The following is a 20,497-nucleotide window of genomic DNA, read 5'->3' as shown; positions in this document are numbered from 1 at the left end:
CCGCCAACGGTGGCGCTCGGTGTGTTCGCGCTGGTCATGGGCCTATCGGCCAGGCGGCGAAGCATCGTGGAGCCGCCCATCTCAGGAGAGTTTTCATGACCTCAGCGACCATTCCTGGTCTTCGTGGATCCGACGGCAAGACGCCGACCGAGCACAGCGAACTACTCGCCTGGGTACAGGAAGTCGCGGAACTCACTCAGCCGGAGCGTGTGGTGTGGGCGGACGGTTCCGATGACGAATGGGACCGGCTGACCAACCAGTTGGTCGAGGCGGGCACGTTCAAGCGGCTCGACGAGAAGAAGCGGCCGAATTCCTTCCTGGCACTATCAGACCCCTCCGATGTCGCCCGGGTCGAGTCCCGCACCTACATCTGTTCGAAGACCGAGGCCGACGCGGGCCCGACCAACAACTGGGTCGACCCCGCCGAGATGCGCGCCACCATGACCGAGCTGTACCGCGGCTCGATGAAGGGCCGCACCATGTTTGTGGTGCCGTTCTGCATGGGTCCGCTCGGCGCCGAGGACCCCAAGCTCGGTGTGGAGATCACCGACTCCGAATACGTGGTCGTTTCGATGCGTGTGATGACCCGGATGGGCGCCGCCGCGCTGGAGAAGCTCGGCACCGACAAGCCGTTCGTGAAGGCGCTGCACTCGGTGGGTGCGCCGCTGGCCGAGGGCCAGGCCGATGTGCCGTGGCCGTGCAACGACACCAAATACATCACCCACTTCCCCGAGGACCGTGAGATCTGGAGCTACGGCTCCGGTTACGGCGGCAACGCACTGCTCGGCAAGAAGTGCTACTCGCTGCGGATCGCATCGGCCATGGCCCACGACGAGGGCTGGCTGGCCGAGCACATGCTCATCCTGAAGCTGATCTCCCCCGAGAACAAGGCGTACTACATCGCCGCGGCCTTCCCGAGCGCCTGCGGTAAGACCAATCTCGCGATGATCCAGCCGACGGTTCCCGGCTGGCGCGCCGAGACCCTCGGCGATGACATCGCCTGGATGCGTTTCGGCAAGGACGGCCGCTTGTACGCGGTGAACCCGGAGTTCGGGTTCTTCGGTGTCGCGCCCGGCACCAACCACAGCTCCAACCCCAACGCCATGGCCACCATGGACGCGGGCAACACCGTCTACACCAATGTCGCGCTCACTGACGATAACGACGTGTGGTGGGAGGGGCTGGAGGGCGAGCCCGATCACCTGATCGACTGGAAGGGCAACGACTGGACCCTCCGGGAGACCGAAACGCTTGCCGCGCACCCGAACTCGCGTTACTGCACGCCGATGTCGCAGTGCCCGATCCTGGCTCCCGAATGGGACGACCCGCAGGGCGTGCCGATCTCGGCGATCCTGTTCGGTGGCCGCCGCAAGACCACGGTCCCGCTGGTGACCGAGTCCTTCGACTGGCAGCACGGCGTTTTCATGGGCGCTACCCTGTCCTCCGAGCAGACCGCGGCCGCCGAGGGCAAGGTCGGCACCGTGCGCCGCGACCCGATGGCGATGCTGCCGTTCATGGGCTACCACGTCGGTGACTACCTCAACCACTGGATCAATGTCGGCAAGAACGCCGACGCGAACCAGCTGCCGAAGATCTTCTACGTCAACTGGTTCCGGCGCGGGGACGACGGTCGCTTCCTGTGGCCCGGATTCGGTGAGAACTCCCGCGTACTGGAGTGGATCGTCGGCCGCATCGATGGCAGCGCCGCCGCCGAGCCCACCGCGATCGGCAATGTGCCGACCGCCGCGCAAATCGACCTCGAGGGTCTGGATGTCGAGCCCGCCGATGTCGACGAGGCGCTGCATGTCGACCCCGACGAGTGGCGCAAGGAGATCCCGCTGATCGAGGAATGGTTCGAGTTCATCGGCGACAAGCTGCCTTCCGGCGTCCGCGATCAGTTCGAGGCGCTGAAGGAGCGCTTGAGCTGAGCTAGTCCGGCGACGCGTGTTCGCGGCCGGCTCGTGTCCACTCGGACGCGGGCCGGCCGCGAACTTTCGGGCTCGATCTCGCTTCGCTCGAAACCTGTGCTCAGCCGCCCCCCATAATCTTTCGGGTGCGGCGCCGCGTCCGCGGTGGCTATTCGGAGAATGGAGCGATGCGGACGAGCTGTAGGAAGCCCCGGTCGTTGAGCAGTTTGGTCCGGCCCGTCGGGACGGCTTTTCCTTCCGCGGTGAAGGCGGCGATCAGGTGCTTTTTGCAGTCCTCGCGTGGGTGACGCTCCAGTAGCTCCGCGACCCACGCGCGGTCGAGTTCGCCGAAGCGGGCGCCGATTACGTCCACGGAGGCGCCGGCGGAGACGAAGCCGCCCGGGTCACCCAGGTCATTGGCGACGCCGGGGGTTATGTGTGCGGCAATGGCCGCGCCGATCGCGGCGGCGCGGTCGGGGTCGGCGCCTTCGCGAGCCGCGAATTCGGCGGCGTGTTCGCCACCGACCACCGCGAAACATCGTCCCGGAGTGGGATGTTCGAGGTGCAGGTCGTGCAGCAGGCATGAGACGTAGACCAGCTCGTCGTCGTAGCGGACGCCGTCGATATCGGCGAGGACCCGGCCGAAGAAGTAGCTGCGGTAGGAGTGACCGAGGATGGCGGTCGAAAGGCATTCGCGCGCTTCGTTTTCCGCGGCGCGAGCGAGTTTCGAATCGGGTAGCCGCAGGCCCGCGAATTCCAGGCGTCCGATACCCCGGCGGCCGAGTGCCCGTTTGATTTGTGCGCCACCGAATTTCGGGATGGTGCGGGCGAGTTCCAGGCCGAGCGCCCGGCGTTGCCCGTCCGACAACACGCCACCGGTTCGTCTCGCCCAATCCCAATCGATGTCGGTCGGTACAGCCATGTTGGCTCCTTTGTGGTCGAGCTGTGCGCTGAGGTCAAGTCAATCGCGCCACTGACGATCCGACTAGTGGCGGGAATGCCAGTAGTGCTCGGATTTGTGCCAAAATGGAGCGGTGCGGAAGGTTGTCGCATTGGCGCTCGAGGGGGTTATGACCTATGATCTCGGCTGCATCGTGCAGGCGTTCCGGCACGGCCCGGGAAAGTTCGGCACGTCGGTCGGATTCGAGCTGCGGACGTGTACGGTGCGGCCGGGCCCGGTCTGGACACCGAATGGATTCGACCTGCACATCGAACACGGGCTCGACGCGCTGGAAACCGCCGACATCGTGGTGGTGCCGGGCATCGGATTGCCGACGCTACCGCCGCCTGAGCCCGCGCTTGATGCGCTACGAGCGGCGGCGGCCCGCGGCGCGACCATGGTCAGCGTGTGTGTCGGCGCATTCGTGCTGGCATGGGCCGGGCTCCTGGACGGGCGACCGGCCACGACACACTGGGCTTACTGCGATGAATTCGCCGAGCTGTTTCCCGCGGTGCGGCTGGACCCCGCCGCGTTGTACATCGACGACGGGGATGTGCTGACCTCCGCCGGGTTGTCGGCCAGCTTGGATCTGTGTGTGCATATCGTGCGCCGCGAACTGGGTGCGGCAGCGGCGGCGGAGTTGGCGCGCTGGAATGTGATACCGCCGCACCGGGAGGGTGGACAGGCTCAATACATCCCGGAGACAATGGGCCGGTCCAGTTTCGACGGCGGCCTGGCCGCGACCATGTCCTGGGCCGCCGCGAATCCTGCGGTCGTGCCGGATGTTTCGGCGTTGGCGACGCACGCGTTGATGAGCGAGCGCACCTTGATTCGCCGATTCAAGACCGAGGTCGGCACCACGCCGCGGCGCTGGCTGGAGGCGCAGCGCACCGCGCGAGCGCGCGAACTGCTTGAAACCACCGAATTGCCCGTGGAGGTTGTTGCGGCGCAGGCCGGATTCGGCAGCGTGACGGCGCTGCGGGTGCATTTGCGCGCTGTGACGGGCGCCACGCCCGCGGGGTATCGCAGGTCGCTGCGACGTTAGTGGGTGCGCTATCGAACGGAAGTGTGTCTTCGGCCGCTGAGGCAATCGCGGTCCCTTATGCTTTTCCTATTCTCCTTTCATGGCTGTCCAGTTTGTTTGCAACCTGATCGACTGAACTACTTCCCTATCGACTCGTCACTCCGCGAAAAAACCGTGGTAGGCGATGAGATCGAAGCGCGAGAGGCGGTTGGCACATGACCGATGTGGAGACCGGTGGGCAGGTGTCCAGTATTGCCGGAATCGATTTGGCATTGTCGAGCACGCCGCTGTGGCGGGTCGCGGGCCGACTACAGGCGGCGCTACCGCCGGGCTGGCGCGTCGACATCGTCGACGCGCCGCCCGGACATGATTGCCAGCCCGTGCTGCGGGTAGTTATGCCGGAAGAGTGACTATCCCGTCCAACCGAGCGGCATGAGCAGGGACTTCTGCTCGCAGAACGCGTCAAGTCCCTCGGGGCCGTTCTCCCGCCCCAGGCCCGAGTTCTTGTATCCGCCGAAGGGCGAGGTGGGGTCGAACGCGTACCAGTTGATCGCATAGGTGCCGGTGCGAACCCGCGCGGCGATTTCGGCGCCGTGCTCGATATCGGTGGTCCAGACAGATCCGGCCAGGCCGTAGACCGAATCGTTGGCGATGGCTACGGCCTCATCCTCGGTGTCGTAGGGGATCACCGACAGCACCGGGCCGAAGATTTCTTCCTGAGCGATGGTCCAGGAATTGTCGACGTCGGCGAAGATCGTCGGCTCGACGAACCAGCCACGGTCCAGATCGGCGGGCCGCCCGCCGCCGAGCACCAGCCGCGCGCCCTCCTGCTTGCCCTTGGCGATATAGCCCTCGACACGATCGCGCTGGCGTTCGGAAATGAGCGGCCCCAGTGTCACTGTCGGGTCGTTCGGGTCGCCGACTTTCATGGTGCGCACCTGTTCGACCAGCGCGTCGAGGATTTCGTCGTAGCGGCTGCGCGGCGCGAGGATTCGGGTCTGGGCGGCGCAGGCCTGTCCGCTGTTCATCAGGCCGGAGAAGGCGAGGACGGGGATGTTCGCGGCGATGTCCATGTCCGGCAGGAGAATTGCCGCGGACTTGCCGCCGAGCTCGAGCGAAACGCTCTTGAGCTGGCCGGTCGCGATGGCGCCGATCTTGCGGCCGACCGCAGTGCTGCCGGTGAAGGTGACCTTGTCGACATCCGGGTGTGAAACCAGGTATTCGGCGGCCTCGGCGTCGGCGGGCAGAACCGAGAGCACGCCCTCTGGCAGCCCGGCCTCGGTGAAGATGTCGGCAATCTTGTTGGCGGTCAACGGGGTCAGCGGGGCCGGCTTGAGTACGATCGTGCAGCCGGCCAGCAGTGCGGGTGCGAGCTTGTTGGCGGCGAGGAAAAGCGGGACGTTCCATGCGGTTACGGCCGCGACTACGCCGCGCGGCTCGCGCGAGACACGCGAGGTGCCGAAGATGCCGGTGCGAGTTTCGTTCCAGGGGAAGGATTTTGCCAGTTCGGCGTAGGCGTCGAGGGCGGCGACGGCGGGGATCTGGTTGAGCGTCATGGCGATCATCGCCGGCGCGCCCATTTCCGCGGTGAGCGTCGCCAGCAGGTCGGCCGAGCGTTCCTCGATCAGGCGTGCGGCGCGGCTGAGGACCTCGGCGCGCTCCTGCGGTGGGGTGGATGGCCACGGCCCGGAATCGAAGGCACGGCGGGCGGCGGCAACCGCGGCGTCGACGTCGTCGCGGACGACCACCGGGACGCTGCCCACCGTCTCGACCGTGGCAGGCGAGATGACCTGGAGGCGCTCGGTGCTGGCTGGCGCGGTCCAACGGCCGCCGATGAACAAGCTGTCGTAGTGCATGAGAACACGTTACAGTTTCCCCGCCCGCTTGTCTGTAACCTGTTCCAGTTTTTTGCTCGGACGTAGCTCTGAACAGGTCGAATTCCAACCTGTCGGTTCGCTTTTCGGAGAACGCACTATTGCGTTCTGTTGTTGCAAAGAGGATGCTGTATCTACTGATCAGCTCGCTCGATACCTGAACCGATACCGCAGTTGGGGAGTCAGAGTCATGGCGGTGCAAGTGATCGGCCGGTCGTTGATGACCAGCGATCAGACCGAGCATCAAGCAAAGTGCGTGGGTACGGGCGGATGGGTCGTCTCCTTCTTACCGGGCAGGACCCTGACAATCGAGCAAGCCACCGCCGCTATACAGGCCGCGGAGGCGGTCGCGGCCGTAGGGGTGCTCGCTGATCTACTCGCGCTGACCACGCTGGAAACCGTCGGTCTCGCGATTCGGGAATCGCCATGGGCAGAGGCCGCGTGCGGGACGCGCGGTTGGCGCAGGGGCTGGCTGCAGAGGTAGTTCTACCCAGTCTTGGTGGCCACCACCACCAGGTTGCTGACCAGAAGCTCGCGCACCATCGGAATACGGACCAGCCACCACGCCCAGCGTGGGTGATACCTCGGAAAGACGGTGTGAATTTGTGCGGGAGTGGTTGCCGCCCACCGCAACCCATCCGACGCGGTAACCGCGAACATCGACTCGCCGAACCGGTTCTTCGGCTCGCGACCATGCTTATGCCGATATCTGCGCGCGGCGTACTCCCCACCCGCGTAGTGCCATGGCCCGGTCTCGTGGCCGCCGAACGGTCCGAGCCACACCGTGTACGACAACACGATCAATCCACCAGGCCGCGTCACCCGCACCATCTCATCGGCCATTACCCACGGGTGCGGTACGTGCTCGGCCACATTCGAGGAGAAGCAAATATCAACCGCGTTGTCCCGGAACGGCAGCGCCATCCCCGACCCGCGCACGGCACCTGGCACCGATAATCCGGCGGCGTGCATCTCCGACGGGTCCGGCTCCACTGGGATATAGCGCGCGCCGGTGCCGGCGAACTCATCGGCGAAATATCCCGGACCGCCGCCGACATCGAGAATCGTCGCGTTTTCGAGCCCCTGGCCGGTGATGTCGGCGTAGAAGTCACTGATCATTGCCGCGCTGTCGGCGGCCAGACCGCCATAGAACAGCGCCGGATCGGACTGCTCGAACCGAAAGCTGCTGAGCAAACGCATCGACCGCCGCAGGTTCGCCCGCCGCGCGAACCGAGATCGTCCGCGATTGCGTGCGCCCACTGTCCGGCTTGGCGTAGTTTCAGCTCTAAGCACGGCGCAGAGTCTCGCACAAGTGCCGTGGCCATTCGCAGCCCCGGGCTGCCGGTGGCGAGAAACTGGGCCGGCCGTGGCGCGATCGGCCCGGCGCGGGCCGCGGGCCGCCGCGCCTATTAGTGTGTTGGACGAATATCCGACATCCCTAATTGGATCTGCCGACCGAGAGAAGCTTCACCGTGCGCGAAGTCCTCATGCTGTGCTGGCGTGACACCGGGCACCCGCAGGGTGGCGGCAGTGAACGGTATCTGGAGCAGGTCGGCACACAACTGGCCGCACGCGGGATCAAGGTGACGCTGCGGACCGCCCGCTACCCGGGATCGTCGAAGCGGGAGCGCGTCGACGGTATCGATATCAGCCGGGTCGGTGGACGCTATTCGGTGTATCCGCGGGCTTTGGCCGCGATCGCGCTCGGCAGACTCGGCATCGGGCCACTGCGTGGTGTGCGACCCGACGCGGTGATCGATACACAGAACGGCATTCCGTTCTTCGCGGCCGTCGCGGCCGCCGCGCCTTCGGTCGTGCTCGTACATCACGGACACCGCGAACAGTGGCCGGTCGCCGGTCGCCTCGTCGGCCGCGTCGGCTGGTGGATCGAATCGCGACTCTCGCCGCGCGCGCACCGCCGCAACCAGTACCTGACCGTCTCGCTGCCCTCGGCCGAGGAACTCGCCACCCTCGGTGTCGACCGGTCGCGAATCGCGGTTGTCCGCAATGGCGCCGAACCCATCCCCGAGGGCGCGCCGACCGGCGCCGCCGCGACACGCACGGCGAACCCGCGCATCGTGGTGCTCTCCCGGCTGGTGCCGCACAAGCAGATCGAAGACGCGCTCGCGGCGGTCGCGCGATTGCGTCCACGTATCCCCGGTCTGCACCTCGATGTCATCGGCGACGGCTGGTGGGCCGACAACCTGAAGGCAGGCGCGCACGACCTCGACATCGCCGACGCCGTCACCTTTCACGGCCACGTCGACGAACGCCGCAAGCACGAACTGCTCGCCGCCGCCTGGGTGCATGTCCTGCCATCTCGTAAGGAAGGGTGGGGGCTCGCGGTGATCGAGGCCGCACAACACGGCGTCCCGACCATCGGCTACCGCAGCTCACGAGGGCTCACCGATTCCATAGTCGACGGCGTCACCGGCATCATCGTCGATGACATCGCGCAACTATCGGACTCCGTCGGTGACCTACTCGACGACCACGAGACCCGGACCGTCATGGGCGAAAAAGCCCGCGCCCGCGCCAGCGAATTCTCGTGGGAACAAACAGGAAACGGTGTCCACGCTGTCCTGGCCGCCGCCGCCGCCGGCCGCCACACCTCCGGCCTCATCCCCCCGTTCCCCCAACCCCGCCCTACCACCACATATCAACTACCAAGTGGACCGGTCGAGGAGTGTTACATGGCCGCGGCGAAATGCGAATAGTCCTCACGCTGATGTACCGCTGGTCGAGCGCTCGGCGGTTTTAAGTGTGCGTTGGTTGGCGGGGGCCAGTAGGGGAGCGCTGATTAGTAGGGCCGCCCATATCAAGTGGGCGGCGTTGGAGATTCGGCGGTGCGTGGCGGGGGAATCGTTGTGATGGTTGACGGTGCCCGGGACTCGGTACAGGGCTAGGTCCGTGTCGATGTAGATCGGAATCAATTGGGCGAGTGTGGTTTTCGACTCGCCGAGTGGGCCGGGGGTGGTGCGTTCGGTCAGTACCCATCCGACGCCGAGGTCGGCCAGTTCCTGGGCCGAACCGCCTTGTAGCAGTAGGCTTTCCACGTCTCGCGCGCGTGTGCCTTCGCCGGCGACGGTACGTCCGCGGACCGGAAGCTCGCCGGTTTGCAGGACGTCGTTGGGCAGCATTCGCGGTGCGGGGTCGAGTACCGGGGCGTGGCCGCTATAGGGGAATTTGCGGAACATGCCGCCGGGAAGTACGGCCACATCACCCGGTCCGTCGATCTTCTCCGCGACCTGTTGCCACCCGATCGGATAATGCACCGGGCGCAGCGCACCGCCGACGCCCCAGGCCAGATCGAATAGCGGCAAGGTCAACAGTGCGATGAATACCGTTGCGGTCAGCGACATCAGAGGGGTGCGCGAGTCGGTGCGCCGCTGGTTACGCGGGGAATTCGAGACGGTGGAGGTCGCGAGCCACGAAGCGACGGCGCGGCATCCGGCCGCGACACACAACGCGTACGCGGGCATCGCCAACGCGACATACTTCTGAGTGTCACGCAGCAGCCCCGCTCCCGGCACGCGCGTGACGAGCCATTCCATGACCGCCATGCCCGAGCCGGTCGCGCCGAGCGCGGGAAGAATGATGGCAACGGCGGCCAACATCAGCAACCTGCGCCGAACCGCGATGCCGATCTGTTCGCCCCCCTCGGCCACGGCAGTGTGCTGACGCACCGCGCGAGGTTGGGCTGTCGTGTCGGGTTCGTGTGTGGCGCTGGGTTGGTGTGCTGCGCGAGGTTGGGCTGTCGTGTCAGGTTGGTGCGCTGTGTCGGGTTGGTACGTGGCGCCGGGGTGATGCTCCGCGCAATGTTGATTCACGGTGCCGGGGTGGTTCACCATGCTGGGTGGGTGCAGGGTGCCGAAGGGATTCACTGTGCGAGCCTGCGTCGTGTTCGTGCTGGTCGCGGCGCCGGCATGGTCGGATCGGGTGCAGGCGACCGCGCGGATACCCGTCGCGACGAGCGCTAGCAGCAGGATGGTTGCGACGAAGGCTAGCGAGGTGGTCCGGGAGTCGGGGACAGCGTCGGAATTCCAGATTCCACCGAGTCCGGCCAGGCTACCGAGGGTGCCGAGGCCGGGTTCGGCCCGCGCGGCGAAGGCGGTGATACCGACTGGGTCGGAGGGCTCGGAGCCCGCGCCGGAGAGCGCGGTCGCGGTCAACCAGGGTGCGGATGCGGCGAGCAGCAGGATCAGTGCTGGGAGGATATTTCGGCGGCCAACGAGCACCACGGCGGTGCATCCAGCCAGGAGCGCGCCGGTCGGTGTCAATCCCGCCGCGGCGAAGCATCCGGCCAACGCGGCCCAGGCACCCGTCGTAGCGAGTCGCGGGGTCCGCCGATTCGCGCGGTGGAATTCGGGATGATCGTCGCGATGAGCGGCATTCCCTGGATGTGCGGGGCTATCCGAGGGTTCCGAGGCCGGATCGGTGCGGCGTCGGGTGTCGGATCCGACGCGAATTCGATAGGCGGCCAGCGCGATCCAGGGCAGTGCGGCGTATCCGGCCAGTAGGCTCCAATGACCCTGCAATAGGCGCTCGGCCACATACGGGTTCCACACCGCAACGGTGGCGGCTACCAACTGCGGCCCGAGCGAGACACCGAGCAATTCGCGCACCAGCACGGCCGCGCCATATCCGGCCGCCCACAACGCCAGCAGCACAATCGCCTTGACGATCAGTCCGCCGTCGACGATCGGTGACAACACCGCGAGCAGAGCGTCCTGCGGCACCGCACGCGGCGCGGCGTCACCGAGACCGAGCGCGGCGTCGGTGAGATAGGAACGAGGCGTGCTCACCGCATCGCGCAGCAGCAGATACCCCGAACCGAGCAGCGGTCCGGTAATGACCAGCGCCAACAGCGCGCTGTAGCCGACCGGGACAAACCGCACCCACCGGTCGCGCCGAGCCTGCCTACCATCACCCACGTCTGACGACCCTACGTTCCGACCGCGAATTCGCCCCATGCCGCCGTATCTTCGCCGCCGCCCATCGCCGGCCGTCACCGTCACCGCGGTCGCACCGATGCTGCCACCGTCGTCGTCGCCGCCGATGCCGTCGCCGTCGCCGTCGTCGCACCGTCGCCGTCGTCGTCGCACCGATGCCGTCACCGCCAACCGTCGCCGTCACCGACGCCGCGCCGTGCCGTGCCGTCACCGACGACGCCACCGAGGCCGTGCCGTCGTCGTCGCCGTGCCGTCGCTGTGCCGTCGCTGACGCCGTGCTGTGCGATGCGGTAAGACGTGATTCGCTGCGATGCCATGCGAGCGGTGGCGTGTTGTGCGACGTGGGTCCGGGGTGGGCATGGGGTGTGGGTGGTGAGGTGGGATTATTGCGTCGTGCCTGATGTCGGTCGCGTTCCCGTTGTGGCGGATCTGACGTTGGTGACGGTGGGGGCGATGACCGCCAATGTGGCGGGGTATCTGTTGCAGATGCTGGCGGGGCGCTGGCTGGGGGTTGCTGGGTTCAGTGAGTTCGCGAGTCTGCTCGCGGTGCAGTTGTTGTGTGCGGTGCCCGCGTTGGCGTTGCAGAACGTGGTGGCCAGGGAACTGGTGCGGGGTGCGAGTGTTGCGGCGCTGCGTGGGTTGCAGTGGCGGTGCGCGGTGATTGTCGCGGTTGTCGCCGCGGTGCTGGTGCCGTTGGTGACGGTCGTGCTCGACGTCGGGGTGGCGGCATGCGCGGCCGCGCTCGGGGCAGCGCCCGCGCTGGTCGTGCTCTCGGGTGAGCAGGGAATTCTCCAGGGCGGCAAACGGTTTCGGGCATTGGCGATTGTTCTCGGCGTGGCCGGGGTAGCGCGCGTCGCGCCCGCGCTCGCCGTGCTCGCCATGGGTGGTGGCGCGGCGGCGGCACTGTGGGCAGCGGCGATCGGGATTGCGGTGGCCGCGATTTTCGCGCGGTGCGTTGCCGGGATGCGCGCTTTCGACAGCTCCGGCCCGCCCGTTCACCCATCGCAAACGAGTTCCCGTTGGTTGTCGGGCCGCCGCTCGCGTTCAGCTACCAGGCTGTCGGGGTGGTCACCGAGGTCGGCAGGCTCCGGCCTGCGCCACTGCGCCGCGCTGTCCGTCCGCTCGAATGCCGTCGGCGTGTTGCCGGTATTGCGGGCCGCGCAGGTTCAGGCGGCATTGATGGCACTGTCCTCGGCGGACCTGATCGTCGCCAGAATCGTGCTGGACACCGAGGATGCGAGTCGATACGCCCTCGGTGCCATTGCCGCGAAAATCGCATTCTGGCTGCCACAGGCGGTCGGGGTGGTGCTGTATCCGCGGATGGCGCAGCCGTCGCACTCCGCGCGCGCCATTCGCGACGCGCTCGCGGTGCTCTCGGGAATCGGTGTCGTCGCGGTGATCGGCGCGGCGATCGCGGCACCGCTCGCCCCGTTATTCGTCGGCAGGGACTATGCGCCGATCCAAGGATTGCTGTGGGTTTTCGCGCTACAGGGCGCCATCCTCGCGGTGTTGCAGGGCGCCCTGCTTTCGGCCATCGCGGTCGACCGCACCGCACCCGCCGCGACCACCTGGCTGGGTCTGGCGATCGAGGTAACCGTCATGCTCACCTCGGCCCGTACAGTGCCGGCCCTGATCACCATCGCGGTAGTGGTTGCCGCCGCGACCACCCTGTCGGTCGCCGCCGTTGTCCTGCGCACCGCTGAGCAAAACCGGCGCGATCAACCACAGCGCTCGCCGAGCTGACCCGGCGACAGTTCCGATCCGATCACCGATCGCCGACGAGGTGGCTACCATCACGCACATGATCACCGCGGTGCACACCTTGGTCTATGCGGAGGATCCGGACGCCACGCGCGCCTTCTTCCGCGACGTGCTGTGCTGGCCGAATGTGGACGCCGACGACGGCTGGCTCATTTTCGGAACCGGGCCGAGTGAGCTCGGGGTGCATCCGGCGGATGGTCCACCACGCCACGAGATTTCGTTGATGTGCGACAACCTGGAGCGCACGATCGCCGAATTATCCGAGCGCGGTGCGCAATTCGCGGGCGAGATCGCGCAGCGAAGCTTCGGGCGCTGCATCGATATGTTGATTCCCGGTGCCGCGACCATGCTGCTGTATGAACCCCGTCATCCGGTCGCCTACCCATTGGGTTCGCCACTGCCCTGACCCACTCGCGAAACGAACTCGGCTCCCCGGCGGATGGCCGGGGAGCCGAGTTCGTAAGATGCTCGCTGTCAGCGATTTTCGCTGTCAGGGGCGTTTATTGATATTGATCTGCTCGGTGGGTGCGTCGTCGACGTCGTGGTTCGCTGCCGACCCGCTGTCAGGCTGGGCCGGAGTGCCGCCGCGGGTGGCGGGTGCGGGGCGCGAACCCCCACGAATACCGAGGACCAGGCCGGCGATCAGTGCGATCGCGCCGAGGACCCCGAAGACGATCGGCAGGACGCGGCCGTAGAGCGACAGCTTGTCGATGTTCTCCTTGGCCACGGAAATCTGCGACTCGATGGTGGGCTCGTCGAAGATGAGGTTCGACTTCAGCGCGGTGACCTCCGGCTTGTCGCCGCTGCGCGCGTAGTACAGGTGAATCTGCTCGCCGCCCTTGATGATCGTGCCGGTCTGCGGCTCGACCCACACATCGCGGGTGTTGGTGTACCAGCGGGTCATGGTGACGGGCTCGTCACCACCGTCGACGCCCCACTTCGCGGCGGGCAGCGTGATCTTGTTCGTCGGCGCCTGCACTACATCCCACATGTTCGTCATCGGGATGTTCTGCTGGAAGTGGTAGACCTTCATGTTGTTGATCTCGGTCTCTTCGACGTAGTTGATGTCGAAGGTGTTGCGCGCGTTGATATCGAAGTACGGGTAGGTCTTCTGCTCAGTGCCGATCGGGAACCGGTACTGGAGGCCTGTGTGCTGGACCGGGTCGGCAATGCTGTCGCCGTTCTTGTCGACAGTGACCGCGATGGAGCCGTTGGGATCCGTGTCGACCGGCATACCGTTCACGCGGTCGATGGTGACCCGGTCGACGGTCGCGGTGAGCAGGCCGGTGTCACCCTGCTTGTCTACCCGACGCAACGTCTGACCGGCCTGAATGGTCATTTCGCTTGCATCGGAGGGATCTTCGACCGTGAGGTAGCGCTGCGAGATCAGGTTGACGCCCGTGTCCACCTTGGCCGACCCCTCCGGCGTGGTGAGCGACTTCGAGTCGAGTACGAGGCTCTCGGAGCCACGATCGTTGCTCGCGACGGTGGTGATCTCGAGATCGAGAGGAGTCTTCGCCAGTTTGCTGACGGTGTACGTCGGGATCATCACCGCGGCGACAATCAGGAGCGCGCCGAGACCCACCAGCAGGCAGGCCACCGTCCTTCTGGTTCCGGCACTCAGTGCCATGCAAACTCTCCTCGTTGTAGAACAGCGGTCGTTCCGAGCGAGTGCTGCGGGCGCCCCACGGCACTCGTGAGCCCCGACACTAACAGTCCGATGTCGTAGCATGCGGTGGCGAGGCCGGATTCGACCCGGAAAACGCCCGAGTTCAGCGCGAAGTGTGAAATGCCGGGTCTTACCTCGGCAACGCACCACGGCAGACTGGAGTTCGATGACCGCCACCGGGCCCGTGCCGATCGCCGACTCGGTGACCGCGTCGCGGCGGGCATTCGTGCCCGCGCTGGAAGGCATGCGCGGAATGGCGGCGCTCGGAGTCGTTATTACCCACGTCGCTTTCCAGACCGGAGCGGCGGGGATGCCGGTGCTCGGCCGGATCTGGGGACGATTCGATATGGCGGTCGCGGTTTTCTTCGCGCTGTCGGGCTTTCTACTGTGGCGACCGCACGCCACCGCAGCGCGTGGACTCGGTACCGCGCCGTCGGTCGGTCACTATCTGCGCCATCGCGCGGCGCGCATTCTGCCAGCTTATTGGGTAGTGGTGTGCGTGGTGCTGGTGCTGTTGCCGAGCGCGGCGGGTACCGCTGGGTTGCGGGTGTGGGTGTCGAATCTGGGTTTGCTGCAAGTGTTCGTGCCGCTCACGCTGACCGACGGACTCACACAAATGTGGAGTCTGTCGGTCGAAGTCGCTTTCTATCTCGTGCTGCCGCTGCTGGCATTCGCGCTGGTGCGGTTGCGTGGTGGTGCGGCGCGTTGGCGGGTACCGGCGATCCTCGGGCTGGCGGTGGTGAGCCTGGGCTGGAATTTCCTTCCGGTGCCCACGCCCGATGCCATTCATTCGGATAATTGGCTGCCAGGGTATTTGCCGTGGTTCGCGGTCGGCATGCTGCTGGCCGAGCTGGTCGAGAATGCGAATTCGCTATCGGCATGGCGGCGGGTCGCGGCCAATCAGCCGGTGATGTGGGCCATCGCGCTTCTCGCCCTACTGTTTTCCGCGACCGATCTCGGTGGTCCTGCCGGGCTGGCCAGGGCCGAACCTTGGCAATACGCCGCGAAAATGGGACTCGGGGCGATTATCGGTTTCGCCCTGCTGGCGCCGCTGGTATTTCGCGCGGCGAATACCCGGCCGCATCGCTGGCTGGAATCCCGGGTCGCCGCGACCATCGGGCGCTGGTCCTACGGGATCTTCCTGTGGCATCTCGTGCTGTTGTCGGTCGTGTTCCCGGTCTTCGGAATCCTGCCGTTCAACGGCAATTTCGGTTACGTACTCATCCTCACGATCGCCCTCACCCTACCCATCGCCGCCGCCAGTTATGCACTGGTCGAAGAACCGGCCCGCCGCTTCGCCCGCGACCGCGACCGCGCGAAAGCCGCTGCCGCGAAAGCGAGTTGACACCGCGAACCGCGTGCCGCATCTCCTTCGTCGCGACCATGCGAAAGCATCGAAGCAGGCCACCATCCCAAAGCCCGCGTCCACCACCAAATCGCCAATCCGAACTGGCCGTCAACCCCCCAATACCGCATCACCCCTCGTAAGTGCCCACTAGCCGGTCCCCAGTTTCGAGCGCAGCGACACCGGGCCCCACGACTGCCAACGCACGAGACCTATCTGTGTACAGAAACAGTCGGTCCCGCACGAGCCCACTTGCGCACCCACTCGCCACGACAACAGTTTTCGAGCGAAGCGAGATCGAGCACTAAAGTTCGCGGCCGGCTCGCGTCCGAGGGGCAAATACGATGCGACGAAGGAGCAAGTATTTGCCCCTCGGACGCGAGCCAAAGGGGGCCGCGAACACGCCGCGCCAGCGGCCAAAAACACAGCAAACCTCACTGGACTTCCCAAACCCCGAGTCCCGAACGACCCCACCTACGCACCCACTCGCCACACCAGATTCCGAACGAGATCAACCACTAGAGCCCGCAACCATAGTGCCCACGAACACGCCCGCCAGCAGCCAAAAACATGGACTACCCGAACCCCGGCCGCACATCCTCCAGCACCCTCGCACTACCCACAGCTACCCCTTGCGCGCCGACGCAAGCGCAGCGACCCCAACGGCGATCACAGCAATAAGCGCGGGAACTTGTACCCATAATGACCCACCCATATACCCGCCCGAAGCACGCCATGGCCCGGTGGAAAGTGCGGCAGCCGAGGCGGCGGTGCCGAGACCCGCTACTGCGGCAAGGGTTTTCGATGTGACATGGCCGGAGAATCGAGTTGCGGCGAGTGTTGCGACGGTTAGTGCGGTGCCGATAGGACCCGCGATCAGGGTGGCGGCGATGGTGAGCCCGAGTGCGCCGATTAGGCGTGTGCCCCAGGTGGCCGGTGCTGGTGCGGGATCGCCGGCGACGGTGTCACCCGCCGCAGTCGTCTCGGAAGGCCGCTTCGGCCTTTTGGGTTTCGAGGTTCGGCGGATTCGACGAGGTATGGCGAGTAGGGCGAGGGGGAGCAGTAGTAGCAGACCGCCGAAGATCCCGAGGCGGTACCAGCGGTCAGCGGGGAACCCGATGGTGACGGGGTCGGTCGCACCGGGCGGAAGTAACCAGCCCTGTTGCCAGCCGTCCACGACAACGGGTTTCAATGCCTGACCGTCAGCCGTATGAGCCTGCCAGCCGATGTTATTGCTCAGTGGCAGTACCAGCAACCGAGGACCGAGGGGTGAATCCTGTTGTGCCTGTGGACTATCGATGGGCCCGGGACTGTTCGGGTCTTGCGGTTCGTCGTGAGGTGTCGCGGTGCGGTCCAGGCGTAGGCGGTCGACGAAGAACAGGTCGGTGGGGGCGACCGTGACGTCGACGCGACCCTGTGGAATCGCGAGTTCGTCGGGGGATCGAGAACCTGAGGGGGGCTGCGAACCCGAGGGAGGCTGCGAATCTGAGGGAGGCTGCGAATCCGACTGGGATGCTTCGGGATCTGTGCACACCCGGGCGGGAATCGGTGCGCCGGAGCGCAGTTCGTCCGCAGTTGCGGTGATGGTGGTGTGGACAAATCGTCCGCCGAGCGCAATGGTCGGTCCGTCCGAACAGGGAACGGTGATCAGCCGGTCGGGTCCGGCGGGCGCCGGGTAGTCCGGGCCGAGGACCGAGATCTCGGCGAGGCCGGGCGGTTGGGTGACGGCGAAGCCGAGGGCGGTGCGATCGAACACCGGCTTCCAGGATTGCAGGCTCAGTTCGATGCGGTCGGTCACGGTGGGGTGCAACGAGATTCGGGCGGGGGTTCCCGGTTCACGCTGCTCGATTTCGCGCACCTGCGGCCCGTTTCCCATATTCACCGCGACTGCGGTGGGCGCTGCGGGCAGTCCACCGAGCGACGGGGTGATCTCCAGCCCGGTCACCAGCGTTGCCTCGGGCAGTTCGAGGGTCAACGTCGGCTTGCCGCCGGCCGGATTGCGCACCGACTCCTCCGGCGCGGTCCAACTGGTTCGCGGATCGCCGTCGGTCGCCGCGAATGCGGAACCGCGCAAATCGCCGACATCGGATTTGGCTCGCGCGACCGGCCGGGTGTGGTCGGTGATCAGTGCCTCCAGTGCCGGACCCTGCCGGGTGCGGACGGTCAGCTGGGGCGTGATGGTGACCGGTTCGGGCGCCGAGAGCGTGCGTTCGAATACCCCCGGTTCCTCCGGCGCCAAGGCCAGTCCCTTGCTGCATCGCACCCGGTCGGGCGCATCGAAACACGCGCTGCGCCCGGGGAATTCCTGCCCGAGATCCCACGCGCGAACCTGCGCGCCCGGCGGAGTGGGCGGCAGTACGGTGCGATGGCGGATATCCACCCGCACCGGCGCATTGCGAACGGTGTAATCGTCCAGGCTCAGTTCACCGATGCCGAATTGGCCACCGCGCGTGCCGTCTTCGGTGCGGATCGCGGTTACCGAAAGCCAGTCGGTTTTACCGGCTGGCAGCGAAATCGATACCGGCGCACCTGGTTCGGGAATACGTGCGGAGACGCTACCGTTTGCGGTCTGCACCTCCACCCATTTCACCGGGTCGCCGATGGCGGCGGCGCTGGTGGACAGGCGAAGTAGTCCCGAGCTGATCGGATGGTCGAGGTCGAGCCGAAGCCATTGGCCGAGTGCGTGTTCGGCGCCATTACTGATCCACGCCGTGGATGGATCGTTGTCGACGACGGCGGCGGTCGAACTGCCCGGTGCGGACCCGCCCAACTGGGTGGCGTCGGCGGCCGAACTCGATGCGGTGATGGTTGCGCCGGACCATTCGCCGCGTACTAATTGCGCGCCAGGTACCGGATAATCGGGCACCAGGTTGTGGGTGCGGCGGGCGTCGTCCGGAGCGAGTAGCGCCGAATTGTGATTGTCGACCCGGCCGAAGTCGGCCTCTCTCGCCATCGGCGTGTCGGTCACCGTCAGCGGTCCGATCGGCAACCCGGCCTGGGCGGCGTCGCTTGCGAGAATTGTTGGCGCATAAGTGTTTCCGGCATCCCGGTGCAGCCGCTCCAGCACCTCGGGTCCGCCCTGAACCATCGGTGTTGTGGCCGACGAGACGGTGTATGCGCCGGGGAAGGAGCCCGGCGCGCCGGGGCCGGCGCGCACCTCGGCCGGGGTACCGGGCGATGGCACCCGCACCCGATAGATCTCGACCGCCGGATACGCGGGCCGCAGATCGCCGTCGGCGACCAGGCCATCGGCCATCGGGTTGGTCCCGATGCGGTTACCGAATTCGGCCACCTTGGACAGTCCCGGTGACCCGTCCAGGGCCTGGTGTGCCAGCATGGGCCGAGTCGAGCGCGAGGTTTCCGGGTCGAGATCGTTGCGCAACACCAGGATTCCGATGCCCTGACCGAGCAATGTCGCGGCCAGGCCCGTCGACGGCCTGCCGTCGGTGATCAGCCGCTGCACCGAATCCATGGCGCGGATAGTGCCGGGTGGATTCAACGGCACCGCATCGCGCACCGCCCACGGTGTGCTCGCCAGCGCCTGCATTGGTTCGTCTCGGGTGAGTCCCCACACCTGGCTACCGAACGGCGCGCCGGGCACGACGAGCGCGCGCGTGTCGGAGGCGTTGTGCGCCAGCCAATCCGCGGTCTGCTGCCAATACGCGGGCACCTCGTCGTAGGCGCCGCGCGGTGCCAGTTTCCCGGTCCATGCCAGCGAGGTCGACAACATCAGTGCGGTGAGGACCAACGCGGTGAGCGCGACCGACCTGTCACGTTCGGGATGCGCGAATGCGCTGCGCCACACCGGCATCGCGACCGACGCGGGCAATGGCACTCGGCTGAGTAGATGCGCGAGACCGAGCACGAGCGGGAGGCGGATCAGCGGTTCCAGTTTGTGCACATTGCGTAGCGGCGCCCCGCCGGAATCCAGGAACGTGCGCACCGATTCCGCGAACGGTCCACCCAATTCGCCCGCGTATCCGGCGCAGATGCCGACCAGCCCGATGATGAGGATCAGCGCGAGCCGTCCCCGATACGGCATGGATCGCATGGCCAGCCCCGCCATTCCGGCCGCGGCGAGCAGGCCGGTGGCGAGCACGGCAGCGGGCTGGGTGACAAGCACCGCGCCCGCGATGCGTTCCGGCGACACGAATGGCGTCCAACTGTCGGTGCCGCGCAGTACCTCACCCAGCGACGCCCACTGTGTGGTGACCCCCGAGGACTCGATGTAGTCGAGGAATGGTGGGCTCACCTTGCCGAGTAACAGCAGCGGCACCGCCCACCAGAACGTGGCGAGCACGAGCAGCGGAATCCACGCCCTCGTGAACCGCCACCACGCGAGGTTCGGACGATAGGCCGCCCACCAGATCAGCGCGGGCAGGAACGCGGCCACGGTCGCCACCGCGTTCACCGACCCCATCAGCGCCAGCGCGAGCGCACTCCCGGCGGGTGCGGCCGCGCCCCCGCGTTTGCCGCGCCGATACGCGGTGCCGAGTGCGGCGGGCGCGATCAGGACCCATGGCGCGAGCATCATCGGCAGCGTCTCCGAGGAAATCGAGCCGAGCGTGGTCAGTACGCGTGGCGCCAGCGCGAAGGCGACTGCCGCGATAATGCGCGATCCACGGCTGCCGATGCCGATGATTTCGCAGAGCCGAATGATGCCCCAGAACCCGGCGAGCAGCAGCAGCGCCCACCAGATTCGCTGCGTCGCCCAGGCGGGCAGGCCGAGCAGATGCCCAGCGGAGAAGAACGCGCCGTGCGGGAAGAAGTAGCCGTATGCCTGGTTCTGTACCTGGCCCATCGGGGCCTGGCTGCTCCACAGGTGCGCGGCGCGTTCGAGGAAACCGAGCGGATTCTGCGCCAGGTCGTATTTGGTGTCGGCGACCGTGTTGCCGGGCGCCTGCAGGAAGGTCAGCAGGAACGCCGCGACAACGGTCCCGGCGAACCACCGTTTGCCGAGCGGGGCGGTACTCAGCGTGTTGTGCTGACCCGAGGCCGCGCCGGCAGAACCGAGCGAGTCGGCGG

Annotated in this window: 15 protein-coding genes; 8 read left to right on the top strand and 7 right to left on the bottom strand. The window is 66.5% G+C overall.

What is annotated here, in order from left to right; all coding sequences use genetic code 11:
• The first annotated feature begins 95 nt into the window (after positions 1 to 95).
• Positions 96 to 1,928: a phosphoenolpyruvate carboxykinase (GTP) gene (locus tag LKE06_RS05730; RefSeq protein ID WP_227997578.1), complete on the top strand. Its 1,833-nt coding sequence runs from the start codon at positions 96 to 98 to the stop codon at positions 1,926 to 1,928.
• A gap of 148 nt (positions 1,929 to 2,076) precedes the next feature.
• On the opposite strand, the gene LKE06_RS05725 is transcribed toward LKE06_RS05730, so the two are convergent.
• On the bottom strand, positions 2,077 to 2,829 hold the full coding sequence (locus LKE06_RS05725) for an HD domain-containing protein (RefSeq protein ID WP_227997577.1): 753 nt from the start codon (positions 2,827 to 2,829) through the stop codon (positions 2,077 to 2,079).
• A 112-nt stretch (positions 2,830 to 2,941) separates the two neighbouring features.
• On the opposite strand from LKE06_RS05725, the gene LKE06_RS05720 reads away from it, so the two are divergent.
• Positions 2,942 to 3,892: a GlxA family transcriptional regulator gene (locus LKE06_RS05720; RefSeq protein WP_227997576.1), complete on the top strand. Its 951-nt coding sequence runs from the start codon at positions 2,942 to 2,944 to the stop codon at positions 3,890 to 3,892.
• A 194-nt stretch (positions 3,893 to 4,086) separates the two neighbouring features.
• On the top strand, positions 4,087 to 4,281 hold the full coding sequence (locus LKE06_RS05715; RefSeq protein WP_227997575.1) for a hypothetical protein: 195 nt from the start codon (positions 4,087 to 4,089) through the stop codon (positions 4,279 to 4,281).
• Here LKE06_RS05715 and LKE06_RS05710 read toward each other — a convergent pair whose 3' ends face one another.
• On the bottom strand, positions 4,282 to 5,727 hold the full coding sequence (locus tag LKE06_RS05710) for an aldehyde dehydrogenase (protein WP_227997574.1): 1,446 nt from the start codon (positions 5,725 to 5,727) through the stop codon (positions 4,282 to 4,284).
• 208 nt (positions 5,728 to 5,935) lie between these two features.
• On the opposite strand from LKE06_RS05710, the gene LKE06_RS05705 reads away from it, so the two are divergent.
• The gene (locus LKE06_RS05705) at positions 5,936 to 6,229 is read left to right on the top strand and encodes a hypothetical protein (RefSeq protein WP_227997573.1); all 294 of its coding nucleotides are present in this window, start codon (positions 5,936 to 5,938) and stop codon (positions 6,227 to 6,229) included.
• Positions 6,230 to 6,231: 2 nt separating this feature from the next.
• Here the strand turns inward: LKE06_RS05705 and LKE06_RS05700 are convergent, their stop codons facing one another.
• Positions 6,232 to 6,945, bottom strand: coding sequence for a class I SAM-dependent methyltransferase (locus tag LKE06_RS05700; protein WP_227997572.1), 714 nt, complete (start codon positions 6,943 to 6,945; stop codon positions 6,232 to 6,234).
• A gap of 272 nt (positions 6,946 to 7,217) precedes the next feature.
• On the opposite strand from LKE06_RS05700, the gene LKE06_RS05695 reads away from it, so the two are divergent.
• Positions 7,218 to 8,462 (top strand): glycosyltransferase family 4 protein, encoded by a 1,245-nt coding sequence (locus LKE06_RS05695; protein ID WP_227999291.1) that lies wholly within the window; start codon positions 7,218 to 7,220, stop codon positions 8,460 to 8,462.
• Positions 8,463 to 8,465: 3 nt separating this feature from the next.
• On the opposite strand, the gene LKE06_RS05690 is transcribed toward LKE06_RS05695, so the two are convergent.
• Entirely contained in the window at positions 8,466 to 10,679 is a 2,214-nt protein-coding gene (locus LKE06_RS05690) for an MmpA family trehalose lipid delivery protein (protein WP_372477283.1), read from the bottom strand.
• Between the two features lie 179 nt (positions 10,680 to 10,858).
• Positions 10,859 to 11,014 carry a hypothetical protein gene (locus tag LKE06_RS05685; protein ID WP_227997571.1) on the bottom strand — a complete coding sequence of 52 codons (156 nt, stop codon included), beginning with the start codon at positions 11,012 to 11,014 and terminating at the stop codon, positions 10,859 to 10,861.
• A gap of 136 nt (positions 11,015 to 11,150) precedes the next feature.
• Between LKE06_RS05685 and LKE06_RS05680 the strand changes: the two genes are divergently transcribed.
• Positions 11,151 to 12,440, top strand: coding sequence for a polysaccharide biosynthesis protein (locus tag LKE06_RS05680; RefSeq protein ID WP_227999289.1), 1,290 nt, complete (start codon positions 11,151 to 11,153; stop codon positions 12,438 to 12,440).
• A 58-nt stretch (positions 12,441 to 12,498) separates the two neighbouring features.
• Positions 12,499 to 12,864 (top strand): VOC family protein, encoded by a 366-nt coding sequence (locus tag LKE06_RS05675; RefSeq protein WP_227997570.1) that lies wholly within the window; start codon positions 12,499 to 12,501, stop codon positions 12,862 to 12,864.
• A gap of 84 nt (positions 12,865 to 12,948) precedes the next feature.
• On the opposite strand, the gene pgfA is transcribed toward LKE06_RS05675, so the two are convergent.
• Entirely contained in the window at positions 12,949 to 14,088 is a 1,140-nt protein-coding gene (pgfA, locus tag LKE06_RS05670) for a cell envelope lipid trafficking protein PgfA (RefSeq protein WP_227997569.1), read from the bottom strand.
• A 205-nt stretch (positions 14,089 to 14,293) separates the two neighbouring features.
• On the opposite strand from pgfA, the gene LKE06_RS05665 reads away from it, so the two are divergent.
• On the top strand, positions 14,294 to 15,472 hold the full coding sequence (locus LKE06_RS05665) for an acyltransferase family protein (protein ID WP_227997568.1): 1,179 nt from the start codon (positions 14,294 to 14,296) through the stop codon (positions 15,470 to 15,472).
• A gap of 625 nt (positions 15,473 to 16,097) precedes the next feature.
• On the opposite strand, the gene LKE06_RS05660 is transcribed toward LKE06_RS05665, so the two are convergent.
• Positions 16,098 to 20,447 carry an alpha-(1->3)-arabinofuranosyltransferase gene (locus LKE06_RS05660; RefSeq protein WP_227999288.1) on the bottom strand — a complete coding sequence of 1,450 codons (4,350 nt, stop codon included), beginning with the start codon at positions 20,445 to 20,447 and terminating at the stop codon, positions 16,098 to 16,100.
• Positions 20,448 to 20,497 lie beyond the last annotated feature (50 nt).

The organism is Nocardia australiensis (genome assembly GCF_020733705.1).
GTDB lineage: Bacteria > Actinomycetota > Actinomycetes > Mycobacteriales > Mycobacteriaceae > Nocardia > Nocardia australiensis.
Note: the sequence above shows the minus strand (reverse complement) of the source record. Positions and strands in the feature narration are given on the sequence as shown.